Origin of the sequence: Streptomyces sp. NPDC005485, from assembly GCF_040606085.1 — a bacterium.
Taxonomy (GTDB): domain Bacteria; phylum Actinomycetota; class Actinomycetes; order Streptomycetales; family Streptomycetaceae; genus Streptomyces.
Window position 1 is genome coordinate 16,384 of record NZ_JBEXDZ010000005.1, and the last position, 22,051, is coordinate 38,434.

18 protein-coding genes are annotated in these 22,051 nt (G+C 71.6%); 13 read left to right on the forward strand and 5 right to left on the reverse strand.

What is annotated here, in order from left to right:
* Positions 1 to 72 precede the first annotated feature (72 nt).
* The 6 genes from iolC (at position 73) to ABZS97_RS03435 (ending at position 7,932) form a co-directional block, all read left to right on the forward strand.
* Positions 73 to 1,023, forward strand: a complete 951-nt coding sequence (gene iolC, locus ABZS97_RS03410; RefSeq protein ID WP_356133001.1) for a 5-dehydro-2-deoxygluconokinase — start codon at positions 73 to 75, stop codon at positions 1,021 to 1,023.
* Complete coding sequence (locus tag ABZS97_RS03415; protein WP_356133003.1) at positions 1,020 to 1,976, forward strand: deoxyribose-phosphate aldolase; 957 nt, start codon at positions 1,020 to 1,022, stop codon at positions 1,974 to 1,976. Before iolC ends, ABZS97_RS03415 begins: the two co-directional genes overlap by 4 nt.
* Positions 1,977 to 1,983: 7 nt before the next feature.
* Positions 1,984 to 2,817, forward strand: coding sequence for a 5-deoxy-glucuronate isomerase (gene iolB, locus ABZS97_RS03420; protein WP_356133005.1), 834 nt, complete (start codon positions 1,984 to 1,986; stop codon positions 2,815 to 2,817).
* The gene (gene iolD, locus ABZS97_RS03425; RefSeq protein WP_356133007.1) at positions 2,814 to 4,706 is read left to right on the forward strand and encodes a 3D-(3,5/4)-trihydroxycyclohexane-1,2-dione acylhydrolase (decyclizing); all 1,893 of its coding nucleotides are present in this window, start codon (positions 2,814 to 2,816) and stop codon (positions 4,704 to 4,706) included. Before iolB ends, iolD begins: the two co-directional genes overlap by 4 nt.
* 13 nt (positions 4,707 to 4,719) lie before the next feature.
* Complete coding sequence (gene mmsA, locus ABZS97_RS03430; RefSeq protein ID WP_356133009.1) at positions 4,720 to 6,222, forward strand: CoA-acylating methylmalonate-semialdehyde dehydrogenase; 1,503 nt, start codon at positions 4,720 to 4,722, stop codon at positions 6,220 to 6,222.
* A gap of 300 nt (positions 6,223 to 6,522) precedes the next feature.
* Positions 6,523 to 7,932 carry an APC family permease gene (locus ABZS97_RS03435; RefSeq protein WP_356133011.1) on the forward strand — a complete coding sequence of 470 codons (1,410 nt, stop codon included), beginning with the start codon at positions 6,523 to 6,525 and terminating at the stop codon, positions 7,930 to 7,932.
* A gap of 10 nt (positions 7,933 to 7,942) precedes the next feature.
* On the opposite strand, the gene ABZS97_RS03440 is transcribed toward ABZS97_RS03435, so the two are convergent.
* A complete protein-coding gene (locus tag ABZS97_RS03440; RefSeq protein WP_356133013.1) occupies positions 7,943 to 8,353 on the reverse strand; it encodes a GNAT family N-acetyltransferase in 411 nt (136 codons plus the stop codon).
* Between the two features lie 116 nt (positions 8,354 to 8,469).
* On the opposite strand from ABZS97_RS03440, the gene ABZS97_RS03445 reads away from it, so the two are divergent.
* From ABZS97_RS03445 to ABZS97_RS03460, 4 genes are all read left to right on the forward strand, one after another.
* Positions 8,470 to 11,121, forward strand: coding sequence for an alpha/beta fold hydrolase (locus ABZS97_RS03445; protein ID WP_356133015.1), 2,652 nt, complete (start codon positions 8,470 to 8,472; stop codon positions 11,119 to 11,121).
* Positions 11,118 to 11,981 (forward strand): ABC transporter permease, encoded by an 864-nt coding sequence (locus ABZS97_RS03450; protein WP_356133016.1) that lies wholly within the window; start codon positions 11,118 to 11,120, stop codon positions 11,979 to 11,981. The genes ABZS97_RS03445 and ABZS97_RS03450 overlap by 4 nt, the downstream gene beginning before the upstream one ends.
* Positions 11,982 to 12,154: 173 nt before the next feature.
* On the forward strand, positions 12,155 to 13,726 hold the full coding sequence (locus ABZS97_RS03455; RefSeq protein WP_356133017.1) for a von Willebrand factor type A domain-containing protein: 1,572 nt from the start codon (positions 12,155 to 12,157) through the stop codon (positions 13,724 to 13,726).
* 141 nt (positions 13,727 to 13,867) lie between these two features.
* Positions 13,868 to 15,787, forward strand: coding sequence for an AMP-dependent synthetase/ligase (locus ABZS97_RS03460; RefSeq protein ID WP_356133018.1), 1,920 nt, complete (start codon positions 13,868 to 13,870; stop codon positions 15,785 to 15,787).
* Between the two features lie 75 nt (positions 15,788 to 15,862).
* On the opposite strand, the gene ABZS97_RS03465 is transcribed toward ABZS97_RS03460, so the two are convergent.
* Both ABZS97_RS03465 and ABZS97_RS03470 read right to left on the reverse strand, forming a co-directional pair.
* Entirely contained in the window at positions 15,863 to 16,273 is a 411-nt protein-coding gene (locus ABZS97_RS03465; protein WP_356133020.1) for a rodlin, read from the reverse strand.
* A gap of 206 nt (positions 16,274 to 16,479) precedes the next feature.
* The gene (locus ABZS97_RS03470) at positions 16,480 to 16,893 is read right to left on the reverse strand and encodes a rodlin (protein WP_356133022.1); all 414 of its coding nucleotides are present in this window, start codon (positions 16,891 to 16,893) and stop codon (positions 16,480 to 16,482) included.
* 253 nt (positions 16,894 to 17,146) lie between these two features.
* Here ABZS97_RS03470 and ABZS97_RS03475 point away from each other — a divergent pair, with 253 nt between their 5' ends.
* The 3 genes from ABZS97_RS03475 to ABZS97_RS03485 all read left to right on the forward strand — a co-directional run bounded on the left by ABZS97_RS03475 (position 17,147) and on the right by ABZS97_RS03485 (position 19,310).
* A complete protein-coding gene (locus tag ABZS97_RS03475) occupies positions 17,147 to 17,563 on the forward strand; it encodes a rodlin (RefSeq protein WP_356133024.1) in 417 nt (138 codons plus the stop codon).
* Between the two features lie 314 nt (positions 17,564 to 17,877).
* Positions 17,878 to 18,135, forward strand: coding sequence for a chaplin (locus tag ABZS97_RS03480; RefSeq protein ID WP_356133026.1), 258 nt, complete (start codon positions 17,878 to 17,880; stop codon positions 18,133 to 18,135).
* A gap of 107 nt (positions 18,136 to 18,242) precedes the next feature.
* Positions 18,243 to 19,310, forward strand: coding sequence for a chaplin (locus ABZS97_RS03485; RefSeq protein ID WP_356133028.1), 1,068 nt, complete (start codon positions 18,243 to 18,245; stop codon positions 19,308 to 19,310).
* A 96-nt stretch (positions 19,311 to 19,406) separates the two neighbouring features.
* Here ABZS97_RS03485 and ABZS97_RS03490 read toward each other — a convergent pair whose 3' ends face one another.
* Positions 19,407 to 20,678, reverse strand: a complete 1,272-nt coding sequence (locus ABZS97_RS03490; protein ID WP_356133165.1) for an NAD(P)-binding domain-containing protein — start codon at positions 20,676 to 20,678, stop codon at positions 19,407 to 19,409.
* Entirely contained in the window at positions 20,678 to 21,940 is a 1,263-nt protein-coding gene (locus tag ABZS97_RS03495; protein ID WP_356133030.1) for an ATP-grasp domain-containing protein, read from the reverse strand. Before ABZS97_RS03495 ends, ABZS97_RS03490 begins: the two co-directional genes overlap by 1 nt.
* Positions 21,941 to 22,051: the final 111 nt, after the last annotated feature.

A 22,051-nucleotide genomic window follows, 5' to 3' on the forward strand; every position in this document is an offset into this window, starting at 1 on the left:
TGGACAAAACATTGACAGGGCTCCCCGCGGACGACTAGACCATGGGGGGACAGCGGCAGCGAAGGGAAGTCGATGGCGTACGACCTGATCACCATGGGACGGATCGGTGTGGATCTGTACCCGTTGCAGACGGGCGTGCCCCTGCCGCAGGTGTCGTCCTTCGGGAAGTTCCTCGGAGGCTCGGCGACGAACGTCGCGGTGGCCGCGGCCCGGCTCGGGCGGCGCACGGCGGTGGTCACCCGGACGGGCGACGACCCCTTCGGCACGTATCTCCACGAGGCGCTGCGCGACTTCGGCGTGGACGACCGCTGGGTGACCCCGGTCCCGGGGCTGCCCACTCCGGTCACGTTCTGCGAGGTGTTCCCGCCGGACGACTTCCCGCTGTACTTCTACCGGCAGCCCAAGGCCCCGGACCTGGAGATCGACGCGCACGACCTGGACCTGGACGGGATCCGCGAGGCCCGCGTCTTCTGGATGACGGGGACGGGCCTGAGCGAGGAGCCCAGCCGCACTGCGACTCTCGCGGCGCTCGCCCACCGGGCGAAGTCGGGCACGACGGTCTTCGACCTCGACTGGCGCCCGATGTTCTGGAAGGACCCGGCCGCGGCCCGCCCCTTCTACGCGGAGGCCCTGCGCCACACCACGGTCGCCGTCGGCAACCTGGACGAGGTGGAGATCGCCACGGGTGAGCGCGACCCGCACACCGCGGCCCGCGCGCTCCTGGACGCCGGTGTCGAACTCGCGGTGGTCAAGCAGGGGCCGAAGGGCGTCCTCGCCGTGCACCGCGACGGTACGACGGCCGAGGTCCCGCCCCTGCCGGTGGAGGTCCTCAACGGCCTCGGCGCCGGCGACGCGTTCGGCGGCTCCCTCTGCCACGGCCTGCTGGCCGGCTGGGACCTGGAGCGCATCATGCGGCACGCGAACGCCGCGGGCGCCATCGTCGCGTCCCGCCTGGAGTGCTCCTCCGCGATGCCGACCCCGGCGGAGGTCGAGGAGGCGCTCGCGGCGGGGGCGGTCCGATGAGGGCGGGTCACGTCGCAGGAGCGGGCGGCGGCGGCGCCCCGGGCATCCCGCGAACCCCCGGCTCCTTCAGCGGCGTCGACATCCCCGCCCTGGTCCGCACCCGCACCCACCACCCCGAGGCCGTCGCCGAGGCGGCCGCCCGCCGCCTGCGCCGGCCGCTCCTCGGCGACACCGGCCGTCTGATGATCATCGCCGCGGACCACCCGGCCCGCGGCGCCCTCGCCGTCGGCGACCGGAAGCTGGCGATGGCGAACCGGGCCGGCCTCCTGGAGCGGCTCTGCCTCGCGCTCTCCCGCCCGGGCGTGGACGGCGTGCTGGCCAGCGCGGACGTCCTCGACGACCTGCTGCTGCTGGGCGCGCTCGACCACAAGGTGGTCATCGGGTCGATGAACCGCGGCGGACTCGCGGGCGCCGCCTTCGAGCTGGACGACCGGTTCACCGGGCACCGCCCCAGGGACCTCCAACGGCTCGGCTTCGACGCGGGCAAGCTCCTGCTCCGCATCGACTACGACGACCCGGGCTCCCTGCGCACCATGGAGTCCACCGCCCGGGTGATCGACGAGATGGCCGAGCGCCGGCTCCCCGTCTTCGTCGAGCCGTTCCTCTGCCACCGCGACCCCGTCACCGGCGCCCTGCGCAACGACCTGCGCGCCGAGGCCGTCACCAAGTCCCTCGCCATCGCGAGCGGCCTCGGCGGCAGTTCGGCGTACACCTGGCTGAAGGTGCCCGTCACCGAGAACCCGGACGACATGGCCCGGGTCATGGAGACGTCCACGCTGCCCGCCGTGCTGCTCGGCGGCGACGTCGGGGAGGACCAGGACGGCGCGTACGAGAAGTGGCGCGGCGCTCTCCAACTCCCCACCGTCCAGGGTCTGGTGGTCGGACGCTCACTGCTCTACCCGGCGGACGGCGATGTGGCCGCGGCCGTGGACACCGCCGTAGGACTGCTGTGAGGGCCGCATGACCAACGACCTGTACGTCCCCAAGGGCGCCACCGCCGGCCCGCACTACGCCGTCGACATCGACCCCAAGCGCGCGGGCTGGACCCACAGCAGCCTGCGCGTGGTCGAGCTCGCGCCGGGCGGCACGCACACCTTCACCACCGGTGACAGCGAGTGGATCGTGCTTCCGCTCAACGGTGCCTGTAGCGTGCGAACAGGGGACGGCGCAGAGGATGGAGAGTTCCAACTCCTGGGCAGGGAAAGCGTGTTCGCGTCGGTCACCGACTTCGCGTACGTGCCCCGTGACGCCCGGGTTCAGATCGCCTCCGGCGCGGGAGGCCGCTTCGCCCTGGCAGGAGCGAAGTGCGAGCGCCGACTCCCCGCCCGCTACGGCCCCGCGCCGGAGGTTCCCGTCGAAGACCGAGGCAGTGGCAACTGCGCCCGCACGGTGCGCAATTTCGCCTCCGCCGACGCCTTCGACTGCGACAAGCTCATCGCCGTCGAGGTCATCACCCCCGGTGGCAACTGGTCCTCCTACCCGCCGCACAAGCACGACGAGAACCGCCCCGGCGAGGAGACGGAACTCGAGGAGATCTACTACTTCGAGATCGACGGACCGAACGGATTCGGCTATCAGCGCGTATCTCCTTCACACGAGGGCGGTTCCGACGTCCTCGCCGAGGTCCGCACCGGCGACGCCGTCCTCGTCCCCGACGGCTGGCACGGCCCGTCCGTCGCCCAGCCCGGTCATGCGATGTACTACCTGAACGTGATGGCGGGGCCGGGTGACGAGCGGCAGTGGCGGATCTGCTTCCACCCGGACCACGTAGACAGCACAGGGGGATACCGATGACGGTGCAGACCTCGACGACGAGGCTCACGGTCGCGCAGGCGCTCGTGCGCTTCCTCGCCGCCCAGTACACCGAACGCGACGGCAGCCGGCAGCGGCTGATCGGCGCCACCTGGGGGATCTTCGGCCACGGGAACGTCGCCGGGATCGGCCAGGCGCTCGTCGAGTACGCCGACGACATGCCCTACCACCAGGGCCGCAACGAACAGGCCATGGTGCACGCGGCTGTCGGCTACGCCCGCCAGTCGGGCCGCCTGTCCACCCACGCCGTCACCACCTCCATCGGCCCCGGCGCCACCAACCTGGTCACCGGCGCCGCCCTCGCCACCATCAACCACCTCCCGGTCCTGCTGCTGCCCGGCGACACCTTCGCCACCCGCCCCGCCGACCCGGTCCTCCAGCAGCTCGAAGTGCCGTACGCCGGGGATGTGTCGGTCAACGACTGCCTGCGCCCGGTGTCGAAGTACTTCGACCGCGTCACCCGCCCCGAGGCGCTGATCCCGGCCGCCCTCCAGGCGATGCGCGTGCTCACCGACCCCGTCGAGACGGGCGCCGTCACGCTCGCCCTCCCGCAGGACGTCCAGGCGGAGGCGTACGACTGGCCGGAGGAGTTCTTCGCCGAGCGGACCTGGACCGTACGCCGCCCGGGCCCCGACACGAGCGAGCTCGCCGAGGCCGTGAGCGCGATCCGCGCCGCCCGCCGCCCGCTGATCGTCGCCGGTGGCGGGGTGCACCACAGCCGCGCCGAGGAGGCGCTCGCCGAGTTCGCCGCGACGACCCGCATCCCCGTCGCCTCCACCCAGGCCGGCAAGGGCTCGCTGCGCTTCGACCACCCGCAGGACGTGGGCGCCGTCGGCCACACCGGCACGGCGACCGCCGACGAGCTGGCCCGCACCGCCGACCTGGTGATCGGCGTCGGCACGCGGTACACGGACTTCACCACCGCCTCCGGCACCCTCTTCACCGGCGAGGGCGTCCGTTTCCTCAACCTCAACATCGCCCCCTACGACGGCCACAAGCTCTCCGGGCAGCCCCTGATCGCGGACGCACGCAGCGGACTCGCGGAGCTGACGGTGGCGCTGCGGATGCACGAGCACCGGGTCGCGGCCTCGTACGTCGCCGAGTACACGGAGGACAAGGAGCGCTGGGAGTACCGGGTCGACGCCGCGTTCGAGGCCGAGGACCCGGACCTGCGCCCCACCCAGCCCCAGGTGCTCGGCCTGCTCGACGAACTGGTCACCGAGGAGGACATCCTCATCAACGCGGCCGGTTCGCTCCCCGGCGACCTGCACAAACTGTGGCGGGCGCGCTCCGCGGACCAGTACCACGTCGAGTACGGCTACTCGTGCATGGGCTACGAGATCCCGGCCGCGATCGGCGTACGGCTGGCCGCGCCCGACCGTCCCGTGTGGGCGCTGGTCGGCGACGGCACGTATCTGATGATGCCGACGGAGATCGTCACCGCCGTGCAGGAGGGGATCGCGATCAAGCTCGTGATCCTGCAGAACCACGGGTACGCCTCGATCGGCGGCCTCTCCGAGTCCGTGGGCGGCGAGCGGTACGGCACCGCCTACCGCTACCGCTCCGAGGACGGCACATACACGGGGGCGCCGCTGCCCGTCGACCTCGCCGCCAACGCGGCCAGCCTGGGCATGCGTGTCCTACGCGCGAAGACGGTGCGTGACCTGCGCGCCGCCCTCGCCGAGACACGCGCCGCCGACACTCCCACATGTGTCTACGTGGAGACCGAAACGGCAGACACTGTGTCGGGCGCGCCCCCGGCCCAGGCCTGGTGGGATGTACCTGTGGCCGAGACCGCGACCCGTTCGTCGGCGGTCAAGGCACGCGAGGAGTACGACCGGCACGTCTCAACCCGACGCCGCCATCTGTGAGGGAGTTTTCGGCATGACGAAGATCGTCAACCACTGGATCGGCGGGAAGACCGTCGAGGGCGCGTCGGGTACGTACGGGCCGGTCACCGACCCGGCGACCGGCGCGGTGACCACGAAGGTCGCCTTCGCGAGCGTCGACGAGGTGGACGCCGCGGTCGCCGCGGCGAAGGACGCGTACGCGACGTGGGGCACCTCGTCGCTGGCCAAGCGGACCACGATCCTCTTCAAGTTCCGCGCGCTGCTCGACGCGAACCGTGACGCGATCGCCGAGCTGATCACCGCCGAGCACGGCAAGGTGCACTCGGACGCGCTCGGCGAGGTCGCCCGCGGTCTGGAGATCGTCGACCTGGCGTGCGGCATCACCGTGCAGCTGAAGGGCGAGCTGTCGACCGAGGTGGCCTCCCGGGTCGACGTGTCCTCGATCCGCCAGTCGCTCGGCGTCGTCGCGGGCATCACGCCGTTCAACTTCCCGGCCATGGTGCCGATGTGGATGTTCCCGATCGCCATCGCGTGCGGCAACACCTTCGTGCTGAAGCCCTCCGAGAAGGACCCCTCGGCCGCCATGAAGGTCGCCGAGCTGCTCGCGGAGGCCGGTCTGCCCGACGGCGTCTTCAACGTCGTGCACGGGGACAAGGTCGCCGTCGACCGCCTCCTGGAGCACCCGGACGTCAAGGCGGTCTCCTTCGTCGGCTCGACCCCGATCGCCCGCTACATCCACACCACGGCCGCCGCGAACCACAAACGCGTACAGGCGCTCGGCGGCGCCAAGAACCACATGCTGGTCCTCCCGGACGCCGACCTGGACGCGGCCGCCGACGCCGCCGTGTCCGCCGCGTACGGCTCGGCCGGCGAGCGCTGCATGGCGATCTCCGCCGTCGTCGCCGTCGGCTCGATCGGCGACGAGCTCGTCGCGAAGATCAAGGAGCGCGCCGAGAAGATCAAGATCGGTCCCGGCAACGACCCGGCCTCCGAGATGGGCCCGCTGATCACCGCCGCCCACCGCGACAAGGTCGCCTCGTACGTGACGGGCGCCGCGGCGCAGGGCTCCGAGGTCGTCCTCGACGGCACCGGCTACACGGTCGAGGGTCACGAGGACGGCCACTGGATCGGCCTCTCGCTCCTGGACCGCGTGCCGGTCACCTCGGACGCCTACCAGGACGAGATCTTCGGCCCGGTGCTGTGCGTGCTGCGCGTCGAGACGTACGAGGAGGGTGTCGCCCTCATCAACAACTCGCCGTTCGGCAACGGCACCGCGATCTTCACCCGCGACGGCGGCGCCGCCCGCCGCTTCCAGCTGGAGATCGAGGCGGGCATGGTTGGCGTGAACGTGCCGATCCCGGTCCCCGTCGGCTACCACTCCTTCGGCGGCTGGAAGGACTCGTTGTTCGGCGACCACCACATCTACGGCAACGACGGCACGCACTTCTACACCCGCGGCAAGGTCGTCACCACCCGCTGGCCCGACCCGTCCGAGGCCCCGACGGGCGTCGACCTGGGCTTCCCGCGCAACCACTGAGCGTCACCCGCCGGGCCCGAGCGGCCGTCCGCCATGCGGACGGCCGCTTTTTTTGCGCCCGCCCGCTGCGGTTCCCGTAGGGACGGAAGGAACCGCTCGGACTGACCAGTTGCGCTCTGTACGACAGTCGAGGGGCGTGTCGTCAACGGATTCCGTAGGTAAACACCCATTGACGTGACGGTTTTCGTCGAGGTTCTATTCGGCAACCGGGAGCGGACAGATGACGTACGACACGAGCCGCCGGAGGCGATAACGCTCCCGCCCGAATCTCCTGACGCACGAGTCGATCGGAACCGCTTCATGACGGACACGCTCCGCCCTGTCGAGACCGCCGCCCCGCAGGCCGCCCCCGCGGCCACCGGGAATCCCCAGAAGCTCAAGCGCTCCATAGGCATCGTCGGCGGCACCCTCCTCACGCTCTCGTGCGTGACCCCCGCCTCCACGCTCTTCGTGGTCGTCCCCGACCTCTTCGGCTCGCTCGGCACCGCGACGGCCCTCACCATCGCGATCGGCTCGCTGCTCTGTATCGCCGTGGCGTTCTGCTACTCGGAGCTGGGCACCCTCATCCCCAGCGCGGGCGGCGAGTACGCCATGGTCTCCACGCTGGCCGGACGGCTCGCGGGCTGGCTGGTCTTCGTGCTCTCCCTGCTGGTCGTCATGATCGTGCCGCCGGTGATCGCCATGGGCACCGCCGACTACCTGGCACCGATCGTGCACCTCAACGCGTCCATGGCAGGCGCCGGCGTGATGATCCTCGCCACCCTCGCCGGACTGCTCGACCTGCGCGCCAACGCCTGGATCACCGGTGTCTTCCTGGTCCTCGAAGTCATCGCCGCCGCCGTCGTCGCGGTCCTGGGCTTCGCCCACAGCCAGCGTGGGGCAGGCAGCCTGGTCTCCATGCAGGTCGCGGGTTCCGGGGGCCACACGGACACCGTCACGGCCATGCTGATCGTCTCCGGCCTCGCCATCGCCCTCTTCGTCACCCAGGGCTTCTCGACCGCCGTCTACCTCTCCGAGGAGCTGGAGAACCCGCGCCGCAACGTCGCCCGTACGGTGCTGGCCACCCTCGCCATCTCCTCCGTGATCATCCTGGTCCCGGTCGTCGCGATCACCATGGGCGCCTCCGACCTTTCGACCCTGACCGGCGGCGACATCAGCGCCATGGTCACCGCCTGGTCGAACTCCGCCGTCGGCACCTTCGTCAGCCTCTGCGTGGCCCTCGCGATCATCAACGCGGGCATCGTCATGGTCATCCAGAACTCCCGCGTCCTGTTCGCCTCGGCCCGCGACAAGGCCTGGCCCGAGCCCGTCAACCAGGGCCTGTCCCGCCTCGGCCGCTTCGGCTCCCCCTGGGTCGCCACCCTCCTGGTCGGCGTCCCCGGCGCCGCCCTCTGCTTCGTCAACCTGGACACCCTGTACGGCGTCACGGGCGTCTCGGTGACGGCGATGTACCTGCTCGTCGCAGTGGCCGCGCTGCTCGCCCGGCGCGGGCACCACCGCCACACGCCCGCCTGGCGCATGCCGCTGTGGCCCACCGTGCCGGTGCTGCTGATCGCCGTCCTCGCGTACATCCTGAGTCAGCAGGAGACGACGTACCTTCTGTGGACCGGCGGCATCACCGCCGTGGCCACCCTGTACTGGGCCTTCTACCTGCGCCCGCGCCGCGACACCCGCTGGCTGGTGTCGATCCCGGAGGACGCGCAGGCGTAGGTCCTCGGGACTACCCGAAGTCCCACGTCACCACCGTGCACGTCCCGTCGTCCTTGCCACCCGCGCTGCGGTAGGTGGCGAGGGCGACGTCGTTCCCGGTGTCGACGCCGACCCACATCCCGTAGCAGCCGTGCTCGCGGGCGAGGGCGGCGAGCGTACGGATCAGGGCCCGGCCGGTGCCGCGCCGCCGGAACGGTTCGGCGACCGCCAGCTCGTAGAGGAACATCTCCGTGCCCTTGTCGGGGTGGACCGTCTCGACACCGCTGACGAAGCCGACGGGAGCGTCCTGCTCGTAGGCGAGGAAGAGATGGTGCCCGGCGGTGGTCAGGAAACGCCCGGCCCACTCGGGGCGCACCGGGTTGTCGAAGAGGTGCTCGGCGGCGGACAGTTCGTCGACGGTGGTGGCGCGGCGAATCTCCATGCGGTGTTCGTACCACGGCCGCGGTATGCGGGGAGAGTCCCGTACTCCCGCAGGAGGGCGAGGGGTTCAGACCGGTGGCTGCATCGGTTGTCGGCGGCGGCCCGTACCGTTGACACATGGATCTTCGACTGCCCCGACTGCGCGGGCCCGCACTGCGGGGGCCGCGGCGCTGGATCGCCGCCGCGGCCGCCGTCGTCGTGCTCGCCGGCGTGGGCACGTGGACGGCCGTCGCCTCGGACGACGCCCCGCCCGTGCACCGCGCCGACCGTGTGATGGCCCTGGGCGACGGGGTGCGGATCGACACGTCGTACTTCACCGAGGGCTCCGGCCGCCGCCCCGCCGTGCTCCTCGGGCACGGCTTCGGCGGCAGCAAGGACGACGTGAAGGGCGAGGCGGAGAAACTCGCCCGCGACGGGTACGCGGTGCTGACCTGGTCGGCCCGCGGCTTCGGCAGGTCCACCGGGAAGATCGGGCTGAACGACCCGAAGGGCGAGGTCGCCGACGTCTCGAAGCTGATCGACTGGCTGGCGAAGCGCCCGGAGGTCCGCCTCGACAAGGCCGGCGACCCGCGCGTGGGCGTCACCGGCGCCTCGTACGGCGGGGCGATCTCCCTGCTGGCCGCCGGGTACGACAAGCGGGTCGACGCGATCGCCCCCTCGATCACGTACTGGAACCTGTCGGAGGCCCTGTTCCCGAGCGGCGTCTTCAAGAAGCTCTGGGCCGGGATCTTCATCAACTCCGGCGGCGGCTGCGACCGGTTCGAGGACCGGCTGTGCGCCATGTACAACCGGGTCGCCGAGTCCGGGAAGCCCGACGCGGCGGCCGAGAAACTCCTTGAGGAGCGCAGCCCCTCCGCCGTCGCCGGCCGCATCAAGGTGCCCACACTGATCGTGCAGGGCCAGTCCGACTCCCTCTTCCCGCTCGGCCAGGCCGACGCCATGGCCAAGGCGATCAGCGCCAACGGCGCACCCGTGGACGTCGACTGGATCTCCGGCGGGCACGACGGCGGTGACCGGGAGGCGGACCGCGTCCAGGCCCGCGTCGGCTCCTGGTTCGACCGCTACCTGAAGGACGAGCCGAACGTCGACACCGGCCCCGCCTTCCGCGTCACCCGCACCGGCGGCATCGACTCCACCGACGGCGCCGCCCGGCTGCGGGGCGCGAGCGGCGACGCCTACCCCGGACTGTCGAGCGGAGAGCAGGCGGTCGCGCTGAGCGGCGGCGAGCAGAGTTTCGACAACCCGGCCGGGGCGAGCCCGCCCGCGATCTCCGCGCTGCCGGGCCTCGGCGGCACCGGCGGCCTCTCCCAGCTCTCGGCGCTCGGCGTGGGCGTCTCCCTGGACTTCCCGGGTCAGTTCGCGAAGTTCGACTCGGCGACGCTGACGCGCGACCTGCGCATCACCGGCTCGCCCACGGCGACGGTGCACGTGAAGTCGACCACCGACGACGCGGTCCTCTTCGGGAAGGTGTACGACGTCGGCCCCGGCGGCACCCAGCAGGTGCTGCCCTCCCAACTGGTCGCCCCGCTCCGCGTCGAGAACGCGAAGGCCGGCAAGGACGTCACGTTCACCCTCCCCGCCGTCGACCACGAGGTGCGGAAGGGCCACCGGCTCCGCCTGGTCCTCGCCTCCACCGACCTCGGCTACGCCTCACCGGCGGCCCCGGCGACGTACACCGTCACCCTCAAGGGCGACCTGCACGTCCCGACCGCCCCCGGCGTGACGACCGCCGCCGCCCCGCTGCCCGCCTGGGTCTGGTGGCTGCCGCTGGCCGGAGCCGTCCTCGCCCTGGCGCTCCTGCTGACGGGCCGCCGCCGTACGACGACCCCGGCGCCCGATCCCGGACTGGCCGAAGTCCCGCTGCAGATAACCGACCTGAGCAAGCGGTACGCGAAGTCGGCGGACCGGTACGCGGTGCGTGAGCTCGCGTTCCGCGTGGAGAAGGGCCAGGTCCTGGGTCTGCTGGGCCCCAACGGCGCGGGCAAGACCACGACACTGCGCATGCTGATGGGCCTGATCAAGCCGGACGGCGGCGAGATCCGCGTCTTCGGCCACGCGATCCGCCCCGGCGCACCCGTACTGTCCAGGGTCGGCGCCTTCGTGGAGGGCGCGGGCTTCCTCCCGCACCTGACCGGGCGCGAGAACCTGGAGCTGTACTGGCAGGCCACCGGCCGCCCGCCCGAGGACGCCCACCTGGAGGAGGCCCTGGAGATCGCGGGCCTCGGCGACGCACTGGCCCGAGCGGTGCGCACGTACTCCCAGGGCATGCGCCAGCGCCTGGCCATCGCCCAGGCGATGCTGGGCCTGCCGGACCTGCTGATCCTCGACGAGCCGACCAACGGCCTCGACCCGCCGCAGATCCGCGAGATGCGCGAGGTGATGATCCGTTACGCGGCGGTCGGCCGCACGGTCATCGTCTCCAGCCACCTCCTCGCCGAGGTCGAGCAGTCCTGCACGCACCTGGTGGTCATGGACCGCGGCCGCCTCGTCCAGGCGGGCCCCGTCGCCGAGATCATCGGCTCCGGCGACACCCTGCTCGTCGGCACCGCACTGCCCGTCGAGGAGGTGGTGGCCGACAAGGTCGGCGCCCTGCCGGGCGTGGCCTCGGCCGCCCTCGCGGACGGCGGCATCCTGGTCCGTCTCGACCCCGGCGGAAGCGCACAGCGCCTGGTCGTGGAGCTCGTCCGGCTCGAAGTGCCGGTGGAGTCGGTCGGCCCCCACCGCCGCCTCGAAGACGCCTTCCTCACCCTGATCGGAGGCTCCGCATGAGCACGCTCGCCGAGCACACCGAAGTGGCCTCCGGCTACCGGGCGCGGCGCACACTGCCGCTGCGCGTCGAACTCGTACGGCAGTTGAAGCGCCGCCGCACCCTCGTCATGGGCGCCGTCCTCGCTGTGCTGCCCTTCGTGCTGGTCATCGCGTTCGCGGTGGGCGGCGAACCGGGCGCGCGCAACGGCCAGGTGACGCTGATGGACACGGCCACCGCGTCCGGCGCGAACTTCGCCGCGGTGAACCTGTTCGTCTCCGCGGGCTTCCTCCTGGTGATCCCCGTCGCGCTGTTCTGCGGGGACACGATCGCCTCCGAGGCGAGCTGGTCCTCACTGCGCTATCTGCTGGCCGCCCCCGTACCGAGGGCGCGTCTGCTGTGGTCCAAGCTGACCGTCGCGCTCGGCCTCAGCCTCGCCGCGATGGTGCTGCTGCCGGTCGTCGCGCTGGTGGTCGGCACGGCGGCCTACGGCTGGGGGCCGCTGGAGATCCCCACCGGCGGCGCGCTCTCCGCGGGCACCGCCGCCCAGCGCCTGCTGGTGGTGGTGGCGTACGTCTTCGTGTCCCAACTGGTCACCGCGGGGCTCGCGTTCTGGCTGTCGACCAAGACCGACGCGCCGCTCGGTGCGGTGGGCGGAGCGGTCGGGCTGACGATCGTGGGAAACGTCCTGGACGCCGTGACCGCGCTCGGCGACTGGCGCGACTTCCTGCCCGCGCACTGGCAGTTCGCCTGGGCCGACGCCGTCCAGCCCACTCCGGAGTGGGGAGGCATGATCCAGGGCACCGCGATTTCGATAACGTACGCGCTCGTGCTGTTCGCCCTGGCCTTCCGCGGTTTCCGGCACAAGGACATCGTGTCGTAGGTCTCCGGAGGATCACCTACCGGTATCGGCGGCCCTTCACCGTGGCCGCTTCGAGATCCATCCGCAACACCCCGTACCGCACATCCGGGCCCCCTCGGACGTCACAGTCACAGATGTCGAACCCCAGACATCACTGGACACCGGCTGACAGGTGACTCACCGAGGGGGCACGGATGGGGACGGATCACATACGGCGACTGCGGGGCGCGCTGCTCGCGCTCACCGTCACGGGCGGCCTGCTGCTCACCGGCTGCGGCGCGGGCGACCACGACGGCACGTCGAACGGCGCGAGCAGGACCGGCGGCTCGACCGGTGGGCTGCCCGCCCCCGCCCAGCCCACGGGTGCCGGCCAGGGCGAGCGGAACAGCGACCACGACGGCGAGCAGAAGGGGGACGAGAACCGGGACATCGCCCCGTCCGCGTCCCCCGACTACCTCTCCACCTTCGCCCTCGACGTGGACACCGCCTCCTACGGCTACGCCCGCCGCACCCTCGCCGACGGCCGGATGCCCGACCCGTCGACCATCCGGCCCGAGGAGTTCGTCAACAGCTTCCGGCAGGACTACGAGCGCCCGGACGGCAACGGCTTCTCGGTCACGGTCGACGGCGCCCGAACGGACGACGAGGGCTGGTCGCTCGTCCGGGTCGGCCTCGCGACCCGAGCGGCCGCGGGCGACCGCGAACGCCCGCCCGCCGCTCTCACCTTCGTCATCGACATCTCCGGTTCCATGGACGAACCGGGCCGCCTCGACCTGGCCAAGGACTCCCTCGACGTGATGACGGACCGGCTGCGCGACGACGACTCGGTCGCCCTGGTCACCTTCAGCGACGAGGCCGAGACCGTCCTGCCGATGACCCGCCTCGGCGGTCACCGCGGCCGCGTCCACGACGCCGTCGACAGCCTGGAGTCCCGCTCGTCGACCAACCTCGGCGCGGGCGTGAGCACCGGGTACGACACCGCCGTCGAGGGTCTGCGCAAGGGGGCCACCAACCGGGTCGTCCTGATCTCGGACGCGCTCGCCAACACCGGCGACACCGACGCGGACTCGATCCTCGAACGCATCTCGGGCGCCCGTCGTGAGCACGGCATCACCCTGTTCGGCGTCGGCGTCGGCAGCGACTACGGCGACGCGCTCATGGAGCGCCTCGCCGACAAGGGCGACGGCCACACGGCGTACGTCGCGACGAAGGACGAGGCCCGCACGGTCTTCTGCGACCAGCTCCCGCAGAACATCGACCTGACGGCCCGCGACGCCAAGGCGCAGGTCGCCTTCGACCCGGAGACGGTCAGGGAGTTCCGGCTCATCGGCTACGACAACCGCAAGGTCGCCGACGAGGACTTCCGCAACGACCGCGTCGACGGCGGCGAGGTCGGCCCCGGCCACACGGTCACCGCGCTGTACGCGGTCCGCACCAGGCCGGGCTCCTCCGGTCACCTGGCCACCGCGAGCGTCCGCTGGCTGGACCCCGACACCCGCGCCCCGCACGAGAAGTCGGGCCGGCTGGAGACCGGCGCCCTCGGCGACGACGTGTGGTCCGCGCCCGCCCGCTTCCAAGTGGCCGCCGTGGCCGGGTACTTCGCCGACGCCCTCCGCTCGGGCGACGAGCGCTGGACACAGCTCCCGGACCGCCCCTCCCTCTCCCGACTCGCCGACCACGCCGACACGCTGGCCGGTACGACGGAGGACAAAGCGGTGCGCGAGCTGGCGGACGCCGTCGAAACGGCCGCCCGGTCCAGGGACTGAGGGCCGAACACCCGCGGCCCCGGGACCAGTTCGCGCAGGCCCCATTGACCCCACCCTACGCGCGAGTAAGTTGACGCCCCGGCACCTGCACGCGCCGACACGTCAGCACGCGGACACTTTGAGTCAGCACCGGGAGTCGTCATGGGCGTACACAAGGATCTGCGACGGGCACGGCGGCGCGCCGACCTGGCGGCCCGCGGCAGCACCGAACTGATCAGGGACGACACCGGCACGGTCCGCGAGGCGCGCACCGCCCCCCTGGTGCCGAAGGCCACCACCGGCAGCATCGCCGACCTCCCCTTCACCAACGCGGCCGAGGCCCCGGACACCGTCGTCCTGCGCCGCAACGAGAACGGCGCCTGGCGCCCGGTGACCGCGGTGGACTTCGCCCGCGAAGTCACCGCCGCGGCCAAGGGGTTGATGGCCGCCGGCCTCGAACCGGGCGGCCGGGTCGCCGTGATGTCCCGCACGCGCTACGAGTGGACGGTTCTCGACCTCGCGATCTGGGCGGCCGGCGGCCAGAGCGTCCCCGTCTACGCCACCTCGTCCGCCCAGCAGGTGGAGTGGATCGTCCGGGACTCCGGCGCCCGCCTCGTCATCGCCGAGACCGCCGAGAACGCGGACACCGTCAAGGCCGGCACGGCCGGCCACCCCGAACCCCCGAGCCTGTACGTCCTGGACGCCGGCGCCCTGCCCGAACTCACCGCCCTGGGCCGGGACCTCCCCGACGAGGAGGTCACCAAGCGCCGTACGGCCCTGACCCCCGACACCATCGCCACGATCTGCTACACCTCCGGCACCACCGGCCGGCCCAAGGGCTGCGTCCTCACCCACGCCAACCTGCACGCCCAGGCCGCCAACACGGTCGAGCTGCTCCACCCCCTCCTCATGGAGGTCACCGACCAGCCCGCCTCGACCCTCCTGTTCCTCCCGCTCGCCCACATCATGGGCCGCAGCCTGCAGATCGCCTGTCTGATGGCCCGCATCGAGCTGGGCCACTGCCCGAGCCTCAAACCCGACGAACTCCGGCCCGCCCTGCGGGAGTTCCGCCCCACCTTCCTCATCGGGGTGCCGTACCTCTTCGAGAAGATCCACGCCGCCGGCCGCGCCACCGCCGAGAGGATGGGCCGCGCCGCCTCCTTCGACCGCGCGCACCGCATCGGCGTCCGCTTCGGCGCGGCGTACCTCGACCGGGTTCTCGGCCGCGGCAGGGGACCGGGACCTCGGCTGTACGCGGCCTGGGCGCTGTACGACCTGCTGGTCTACCGCCGCATCCGCAAGGAGCTCGGCGGCCGCACGCGCTACGCCATCAGCGGCGGCTCCCCGCTCGACCGCGACCTCAACCTCTTCTTCGCCGCCGCCGGAATCATCGTCTACGAGGGCTACGGCCTGACGGAGACCACCGCGGCGGCCACCGTCATCCCGCCCCTCGACCCCCGCCCCGGCACGGTCGGCCTGCCCGTCCCCGGCACCGCGGTCCGCATCGCCGACGACGGCGAGGTCCTCGTCAAGGGCGGCATCGTCTTCGGCGCGTACTGGAACAACGCGGCCGCGACCGATGCCGTGCTGAAGGACGAGTGGTTCGCCACCGGCGACCTCGGCGCCCTCGACGAGGACGGCTACCTCACCATCACCGGCCGCAAGAAGGACATCATCGTCACCTCCGGAGGCAAGAACGTCTCACCCGCCGTCCTGGAGGACCGGCTGCGCGGCCGCGCCCCCGTCGGCCAGTGCCTCGTCGTCGGCGACAACCGCCCGTTCGTCGCCGCCCTGATCAGCCTGGACCCCGAGACCGTCGCCCACTGGCTCGCCGTACGGAAACTTCCCGCGGACACCCCGCTGTCCGCACTCGCCGAGGACCCGGCGATGTGCGCCGACGTCCAGCGGGCCGTCGACCACGCGAACGAGGCGGTCTCGCGCGCCGAGTCGATCCGCGCCTTCCGGCTGGTGCCGGGCGAGTTCACCGAGGACAACGGCCTGCTCACCCCGTCCCTCAAGGTCAAGCGGCACGCGGTGACGGCGGCGTACGCGGAGGAGATCGAGGCGCTCTACAGGACCTGAGAGGCGACCCGGGTCCGGACATGGCGACAGCGGGCCGCTCCGAGGAGCGGCCCGCTGTGCGGGGTGCCGAGAGGGTCAGCTGTCCTTGGCGCCGTTGCCCGACAGGACCGGGATGTTGTCCAGGATGTGCGAGAGCGGCTCGTCGCCCTTGGCCTGGGTGGAGTTCTCGGTGCACTGCTGATTCTGCGGGGCCGAGAGGATCGGCACGTCCTGCAGGACGGTGATCGGAACCAGGCCGACGACCGAACCGACGTTGAGCTTGGCCGGCAGGCCGACACAGGGCTTGTTCAGGGTGCCCTGGACGAGCGAGAGCTGGGGGCTCATGTCGCCGTGCGTGGCCTGGTTGCCGTACTTCTGAACGGCGCCGTTGCCGTTCGTGGTGGTGACACCGTCATCGTTGCCGATGGCCATCGCCTGGGGCGCGGCGGCACCGGCGATACCGGCGACGGAGGCGGCAACGGCCGCGGTCGCCCACAGCTTCTTCATGTTCGTTCCCTTCGGAGAGCGGACTCCGTTGCGGAGCCGCACAGTGATCAACAACGTGGTGAGTGGCGTGGATGCGGGGTGTGCCCCGATCGGCCCACAGGGTTACTCCGGGACCGGAGTGATGACGCGTCACCGACGACGCGTCGTCGACAGCGACAGCGGGCCACCGGAGGACCGGCGGCCCGCTGCACGTGCTGCCGAGGAGATCAGCTGTTCTTGGCGCCGTTGCCGGAGAGCACCGGGATGTTGTCCAGGATGTGCGAGAGCGGCTCGTCGCCCTTGGCCTGGGTGGAGTTCTCGACACACTGCTGGTTCTGCGGGGCCGAGAGGATCGGCACGTCCTGGGCGACGGTGATCGGAACCAGGCCGACGACCGAGCCGATGTTGCCCTTGACCGGCAGACCGATGCAGGGCTTGTTCAGCGAGCCCTGGATGAGCGCCATCTGCGGGCTCATCTTTCCGTACGTGGCCTGGTTGCCGTAGACCTGCTCGGACCCGTTGCCGTTCGTGGTGGTGACGCCACCGTCGTTGCCGATCGCCAGCGCCTGGGGCGCGGCGGCAGCCGAGGCTCCGACGACGGAAGCGGCGACAGCCGCAGCAGCCATAACCTTCTTGATCACTTGCATGGTCCCTTCTGGAGTAACCCCGTCCACCGGAGCGCTCTGGACAACTCCGTCAGGGCCCGGTGGTTGCTCTCATTCACTCCAATGGCCCCATTGAAGGGTCCGTTGAGTGGCGTACGCGCGCGAGATTCTCCCGTGAATCCGGATACGTCGAACGAGCCGTCCGGGTGACATCGCGCAACCATTTCCGCGGGCTCCGGTTGAGGGGGAGCAGGAACATGGGTCTCCAGCCAGGAAAGGACCGGAGAAAATGCTCAAGAAGTCAATGGCCGCTGTGGCGGTCGCGGCTTCCGTCGTCGGTGTCTCGGCGGCCGCCGCGCCCCAGGCGCTGGCGATCGGCAACGACAACGGCGTCACCACCACCAACGGCAACGGCGCCGTGCAGTCGTACGGCAACGCCAAGACCGAGGGCCTCATGAGCCCCCAGCTCTCGCTCGCCCAGGGTTCGCTCAACAAGCTCTGCGTCGGCCTTCCGGCCAAGGTCAACGTGGGTTCGGTCGTGGGCATTCTGGTGCCGGTCACCGTGCTGCAGGACGTCCCGGTCCTGTCGGCCCCGCAGAACCAGCAGTGCGCGGAGAACTCCACCCAGGCCAAGGGCGACGAGCCGCTCTCGCACATCCTGGACAACATCCCGGTGCTCTCCGGCAACGGCGCCAAGGGCAGCTGACCTTTCGCCGGCTGATCTCCCGCCAGTTGATCTGCCGTCACGAAGGGGCTCGGGCCGCCCGTCGCGCATGCGCGCGGGCCGCTCGGGCCCTTTCGTGATTTCCCCCTTGCTCCCCTCCGTTGTGCGACGCTTTTAGAGAAGCGTTTCTGCGCGCGTGAGGCTCCCCTGGTGTATTTGTGCAGGGCGATTCGAGTGAATTCCCAAGCGACTCACGTTCTTTAGTTTCCTCCGAGGTCTATCCCTCGTTTACAGGCTGCAGGTCATGGTGCGAGCCGTTCATGCTGTGCTCGCTCGGTTTCGGCCGTCAAAGGGGCATGACCGCAGAGAAGGGAAAGTACGTGAAGCACAAGAAGAGCGCTGCTCTCGTCGCCGGCGCGATCATGGCCCTGGGCATGGCCGCCCCGGCCTTCGCGGACGCGGACGCCCACGGTGCCGCGGTCGGTTCCCCCGGTGTCCTCTCGGGCAACGTGATCCAGGTTCCCGTGCACGTGCCCGTCAACGTGTGCGGCAACTCGGTCAACGTCATCGCGCTGCTGAACCCCGCGTTCGGCAACACCTGCGTCAACGACTGACGCAGCGTCACACCAGCCGTCTCGGCTGAGTCAAAAGCCGGCCTTGGAACGCACTTTCGGTTCCAAGGCCGGCTTTTCCAACTTCTTCAAGTAGGAAGACAACGAGATTGCGACAGACCCTGAGCAAGGGAATGGTCGTGGCCGCGGCCGCGACGAGCATCCTCTCTCTGTACGCCACCCCCGCCCTCGCCGACTCGCACGCGGTCGCCGGCGCCTCGGACTCGCCCGGCGTCGCGTCGGGCAACAACGTCGAGGTCCCGGTGAGTGTGCCGGTGAACGCGTGCGGCAACTCCGTCGACGTGGCCGCCGCGCTCAACCCGGCCTTCGGGAACTCCTGCGCCCACGAGTCCGACCGGCACGGGTCGCACGGTGCGCCGCACCACTCCTCCCACCACGAGAGCTCGCCGGGCTACGGCTCCGACGACTCCGACGACTGGGGCGGGTACGGCTCCGGCTACGGCTCGGACCATGGGTCGGGTTACGGCTCGGACTACGGCTCGGACTACGGGTCGGGTTACGGTTCCGGGTACGGCGGCTCGCCGGGCCATGGCGGTTCCGGCTCCTCGGCGCACGGTGAGACGCACGGTTCGCCCGGCGTCGGGTCGGGAGACAACGCCCAGGCGCCGGTGGACGTCCCGGTCAACGCGTGCGGCAACACAGCGGACGTGATCAGCGCCCTCAACCCCGTGTTCGGCAACGAGTGCGCGGGCGAGAAGCCGCATGGCGGTCACGGGGCCCACGGCGGCCAGGGGGGCCATGGAGGTCACGGCGGTCACGGGACCCACGGCGGCCATGGTGGTCACGGGACCCACGGCGGCCATGGTGGTCACGGGGGCACGCACGGAGGCCCCGGAGGATCGCACGGAGGTTACGGGGACACCCCGGGAGGCTACGGGGACACACCCCCGACGACGCCTCCGGGCACGCCGCCCGGGTCACCTCCGGGCCCTCCCGGCACCCCGCCCGGTACTCCGCCAGGTACGCCTCCCGGTACACCCCCGGGCACCCCGCCAGGGACACCTCCCGGCACCCCGCCGGGCACCCCTCCCGGTACGCCCCCCACGCTGCCCCACACCGGCAGCGAAGGCATGCTGGCGACCTCGGCCGCCAGCGCCGCCCTGCTCGCGGGCGGCACGCTGCTGTACCGACGGGGCCGAGCCGCGTCCCGTAATTAGTGCAGCAAGCAGTGCCGTGAGCAGTGACGAAGCAGTTCCGTAAGCAGAGGCACCGCTCCGGGTGCCGGACGCCAGCGTCCGGCACCCAAGCCCTCGTCAGCGGCGCGCCGTGTCCAGCGCCGCGCGATCGCGCCCCTTCCCGTCCCCGGGCGCCGGAATCCGCCCGCTCGCCGGGCTCGCGTGCAGCCGTCGTCGTACGCCCCGCACGAGCGTTCCCGCCGTGAACGAGGCTCCGTGCACGAAACGCATGGCCGGGCCGAAGCCGGACGCCGTCACCAGGCCCGCCATGAACAGCCCGGGCCACGAGGACTCGAACCCCCGGCCCACCCGCGGCGAACCGTCGGCCTCCGCCACGAGCCCCCTGCGCAGTTCCTCGGCGAGCAGCCCGAGCCGTTCGCAGCTCGGCCTGAACCCCGTGGCCGCGATGACGTGTTCGGTCTCCAGCGACGTCAGTCCGCCGCCCCGGTTCACCGCCTCCAGCCGTACGCCGCCGCCCGAGGCGTAGGCCGCCGCGATCTCGTGTCCGAGCAGCACCTCGACGGACGGTTCCACCCGGTCGCGCACCCACCAGGCGCCCGCCGGGCCGAGGGCGGTGGCCGCGATCCGGGTGCGGGTGGGTTCGGGGAGGCGGTGGAAGAGGCCGGGGCGCTCGGCGTAGAACCAGTTGCGCCAGCCGCAGCCCAGACCGCTGTGCGGGGCGCGGGCCGACTGCCACCAGGGGCGTTCCCAGGCCGGTGGCAGGTCGTTCCAGTTCAGCTGCCCGGCGCGGGCCAGCACCCGGACGCGGGTGCCCTGTTCGGCGAGGAGTGCCGCCGTCTCCAGCGCGGCCTGGCCGCCGCCGACCACCGTGACGTCCTTGCCCCGGAAGCGGGTGAGGTCGCCGTGGTGGCTGCTGTGCGAGACGTGGGAGGGGCCGAGGTCGCGCAGGGCGGCGGGCACCTCGACGAAGGGCATGACCCCGACGGCCAGCGCGACAGTCCTGGCGCGCAGCACCTCGCCGTCCTCGGTGACCGCCTCGAAGCCCCCGAGGCAGGGCTGAACGCGCGTCACCGTGCGCTCGTCCACCGCCGGTACGGCGTGGCGGGCGAACCACAGCCCGTACGCGGCGAACATCTCGACCGGGATCGGCTCGCCGTGCAGGGCGTCGACGCCCTGCTCCGCGCAGTACACGTCGAGGCGCCGCAGGCGTTCGGGGTCCGAGAGGTTCGACGCCCAGGGCTCCGACTTCAGGAACATGCCGCGGGGCATGTGGTCGCGCCAGGACGCCATGGGGCGCCCCATGACGCGCAGCCTCAGGCCGGCCGCGGCGGCATGGGACGCGATGGACAGGCCGTAGGGGCCGGCTCCCACCACCAGCAGGTCGTACATCAGCAACGGCTCGCTTTCTCGTTGTCGGTCACGGAACTCGGGGGGCCCGCCTGCCGCCCGATCCGCACGCTCGCCGGGGCGGGCGCGGAACGGCGCAGGCGGTCCAGCAGGCGCAGTGCCACATGGCGGCACCACAGCGCCCACATCGCGAGGCCGGGCGCGCGGTCGTCGCGGGCGTACCAGGCCAGTTCGCGCTTGCCGGGGCGGCAGCGCAGCGCGCTGAGCGGGGCGTAGTTCTCCACCACGAAGGCCCGGCCCGGCAAGGGCGCCGGTGGTGGCAGCGGACGGTGGGTCAGGTCGAGGTGCTGGGCGCGTACGACGTCCACGTCGCAGGCGTCGGCGAAGAGCCGGAACTGGGCGCCCGGCCGGGGGTTGAAGTCGAGCAGGTGGTAGCGGCCCGTCGCGCTGTCCCGGCGGAAGTCGAGGTCCAGGATGCCGCGGTAGCCCAGCGCCCCGGTGAGCCGCTCGGCGAGCGCCTGCACCTGCGGGTTGGGGGTCCAGCGGCCGACCGCGGTCAGCCCGGCGGTGCGCGGCCAGGCCCGCTGCTTGCGTCCCGGACCGCCGCCGCGCACCGTCCCGGACCGGTCGGCGTACCCGTGGAAGAACCAGTCGAGGTCGGGCCCCGGCGGCAGGAACGCCTGCAGCAGCAGCCGGCTGCCCGCCTCCGCCGAGCGCAGGTACAGCGCCTGGGCCTCCTGCGCCGAGTTGACGACCACCGTGCTGCGCAGCCCCGATCCGGCCGGCACCAGCCACGGGCGGCTCCATTTCGCGACCACCGGCAGGCCCAGCCGCCATGCGGCCGCGGCCGCCTGCGCCGCGCTCTCGGGCACCAGCGTCACCGGGTGCGGGATGCCGACGTGCTCGCACAGGGCGGCGAGTTGCGCCTTGTCGGCGACGCGTTCGGCGAGGGCGCCGGGCTGCTGCGGCAGCAGGTAACCGGGCATCAGTTCGTCGCGCATTCGGCCCACCGCGACGGCACTGGCGTCGTCCATGGGGATCAGCACGGCGGGTCGGGACACGCGCGCGGCCACCCGGCGCAGCACACCGGCGATTTCCGGTGCGGATGCATTGGGTCGCGGCGGGGGATGCATCTCGGAGACAAATCGGGATCGCCGTACGGGACTTCCCGTGGAATCGGCGACGACATGCACCTCCACGCCCGCTCGGCCGAGTGAGCGTACGGCTCCCAGGGTTCCGTGGTGAAAGGGGTTCCGGTCGATCCGCACAAGCACGGCGGGGACGCGGGTGTCGAGAAACGGCACGGACAATTTCCTTCGGCTCGGTCACCCGTGCGGGTGATCGGAACACTCAAAGGCCGGAGCCTCGGTTGGCGGATTCCGCATTCTTATGACTGAGTGTCAGTAGGTGGAAAA

Coding starts and splice junctions, on each gene's coding strand:
- ABZS97_RS03475 (WP_356133024.1), top strand. CDS start 17,147: ATGCTCAAGAAGTCAATGGCCGCTGTGGCGGTCGCGGCTTCCGTCGTC.
- ABZS97_RS03435 (WP_356133011.1), top strand. CDS start 6,523: ATGACGGACACGCTCCGCCCTGTCGAGACCGCCGCCCCGCAGGCCGCC.
- ABZS97_RS03480 (WP_356133026.1), top strand. CDS start 17,878: ATGACCGCAGAGAAGGGAAAGTACGTGAAGCACAAGAAGAGCGCTGCT.
- ABZS97_RS03450 (WP_356133016.1), top strand. CDS start 11,118: ATGAGCACGCTCGCCGAGCACACCGAAGTGGCCTCCGGCTACCGGGCG.
- ABZS97_RS03440 (WP_356133013.1), bottom strand. CDS start 8,353: ATGGAGATTCGCCGCGCCACCACCGTCGACGAACTGTCCGCCGCCGAG.
- ABZS97_RS03455 (WP_356133017.1), top strand. CDS start 12,155: ATGGGGACGGATCACATACGGCGACTGCGGGGCGCGCTGCTCGCGCTC.
- ABZS97_RS03415 (WP_356133003.1), top strand. CDS start 1,020: ATGAGGGCGGGTCACGTCGCAGGAGCGGGCGGCGGCGGCGCCCCGGGC.
- ABZS97_RS03460 (WP_356133018.1), top strand. CDS start 13,868: ATGGGCGTACACAAGGATCTGCGACGGGCACGGCGGCGCGCCGACCTG.
- iolC (WP_356133001.1), top strand. CDS start 73: ATGGCGTACGACCTGATCACCATGGGACGGATCGGTGTGGATCTGTAC.
- iolD (WP_356133007.1), top strand. CDS start 2,814: ATGACGGTGCAGACCTCGACGACGAGGCTCACGGTCGCGCAGGCGCTC.
- ABZS97_RS03465 (WP_356133020.1), bottom strand. CDS start 16,273: ATGAAGAAGCTGTGGGCGACCGCGGCCGTTGCCGCCTCCGTCGCCGGT.
- ABZS97_RS03490 (WP_356133165.1), bottom strand. CDS start 20,678: ATGTACGACCTGCTGGTGGTGGGAGCCGGCCCCTACGGCCTGTCCATC.
- mmsA (WP_356133009.1), top strand. CDS start 4,720: ATGACGAAGATCGTCAACCACTGGATCGGCGGGAAGACCGTCGAGGGC.
- iolB (WP_356133005.1), top strand. CDS start 1,984: ATGACCAACGACCTGTACGTCCCCAAGGGCGCCACCGCCGGCCCGCAC.
- ABZS97_RS03445 (WP_356133015.1), top strand. CDS start 8,470: ATGGATCTTCGACTGCCCCGACTGCGCGGGCCCGCACTGCGGGGGCCG.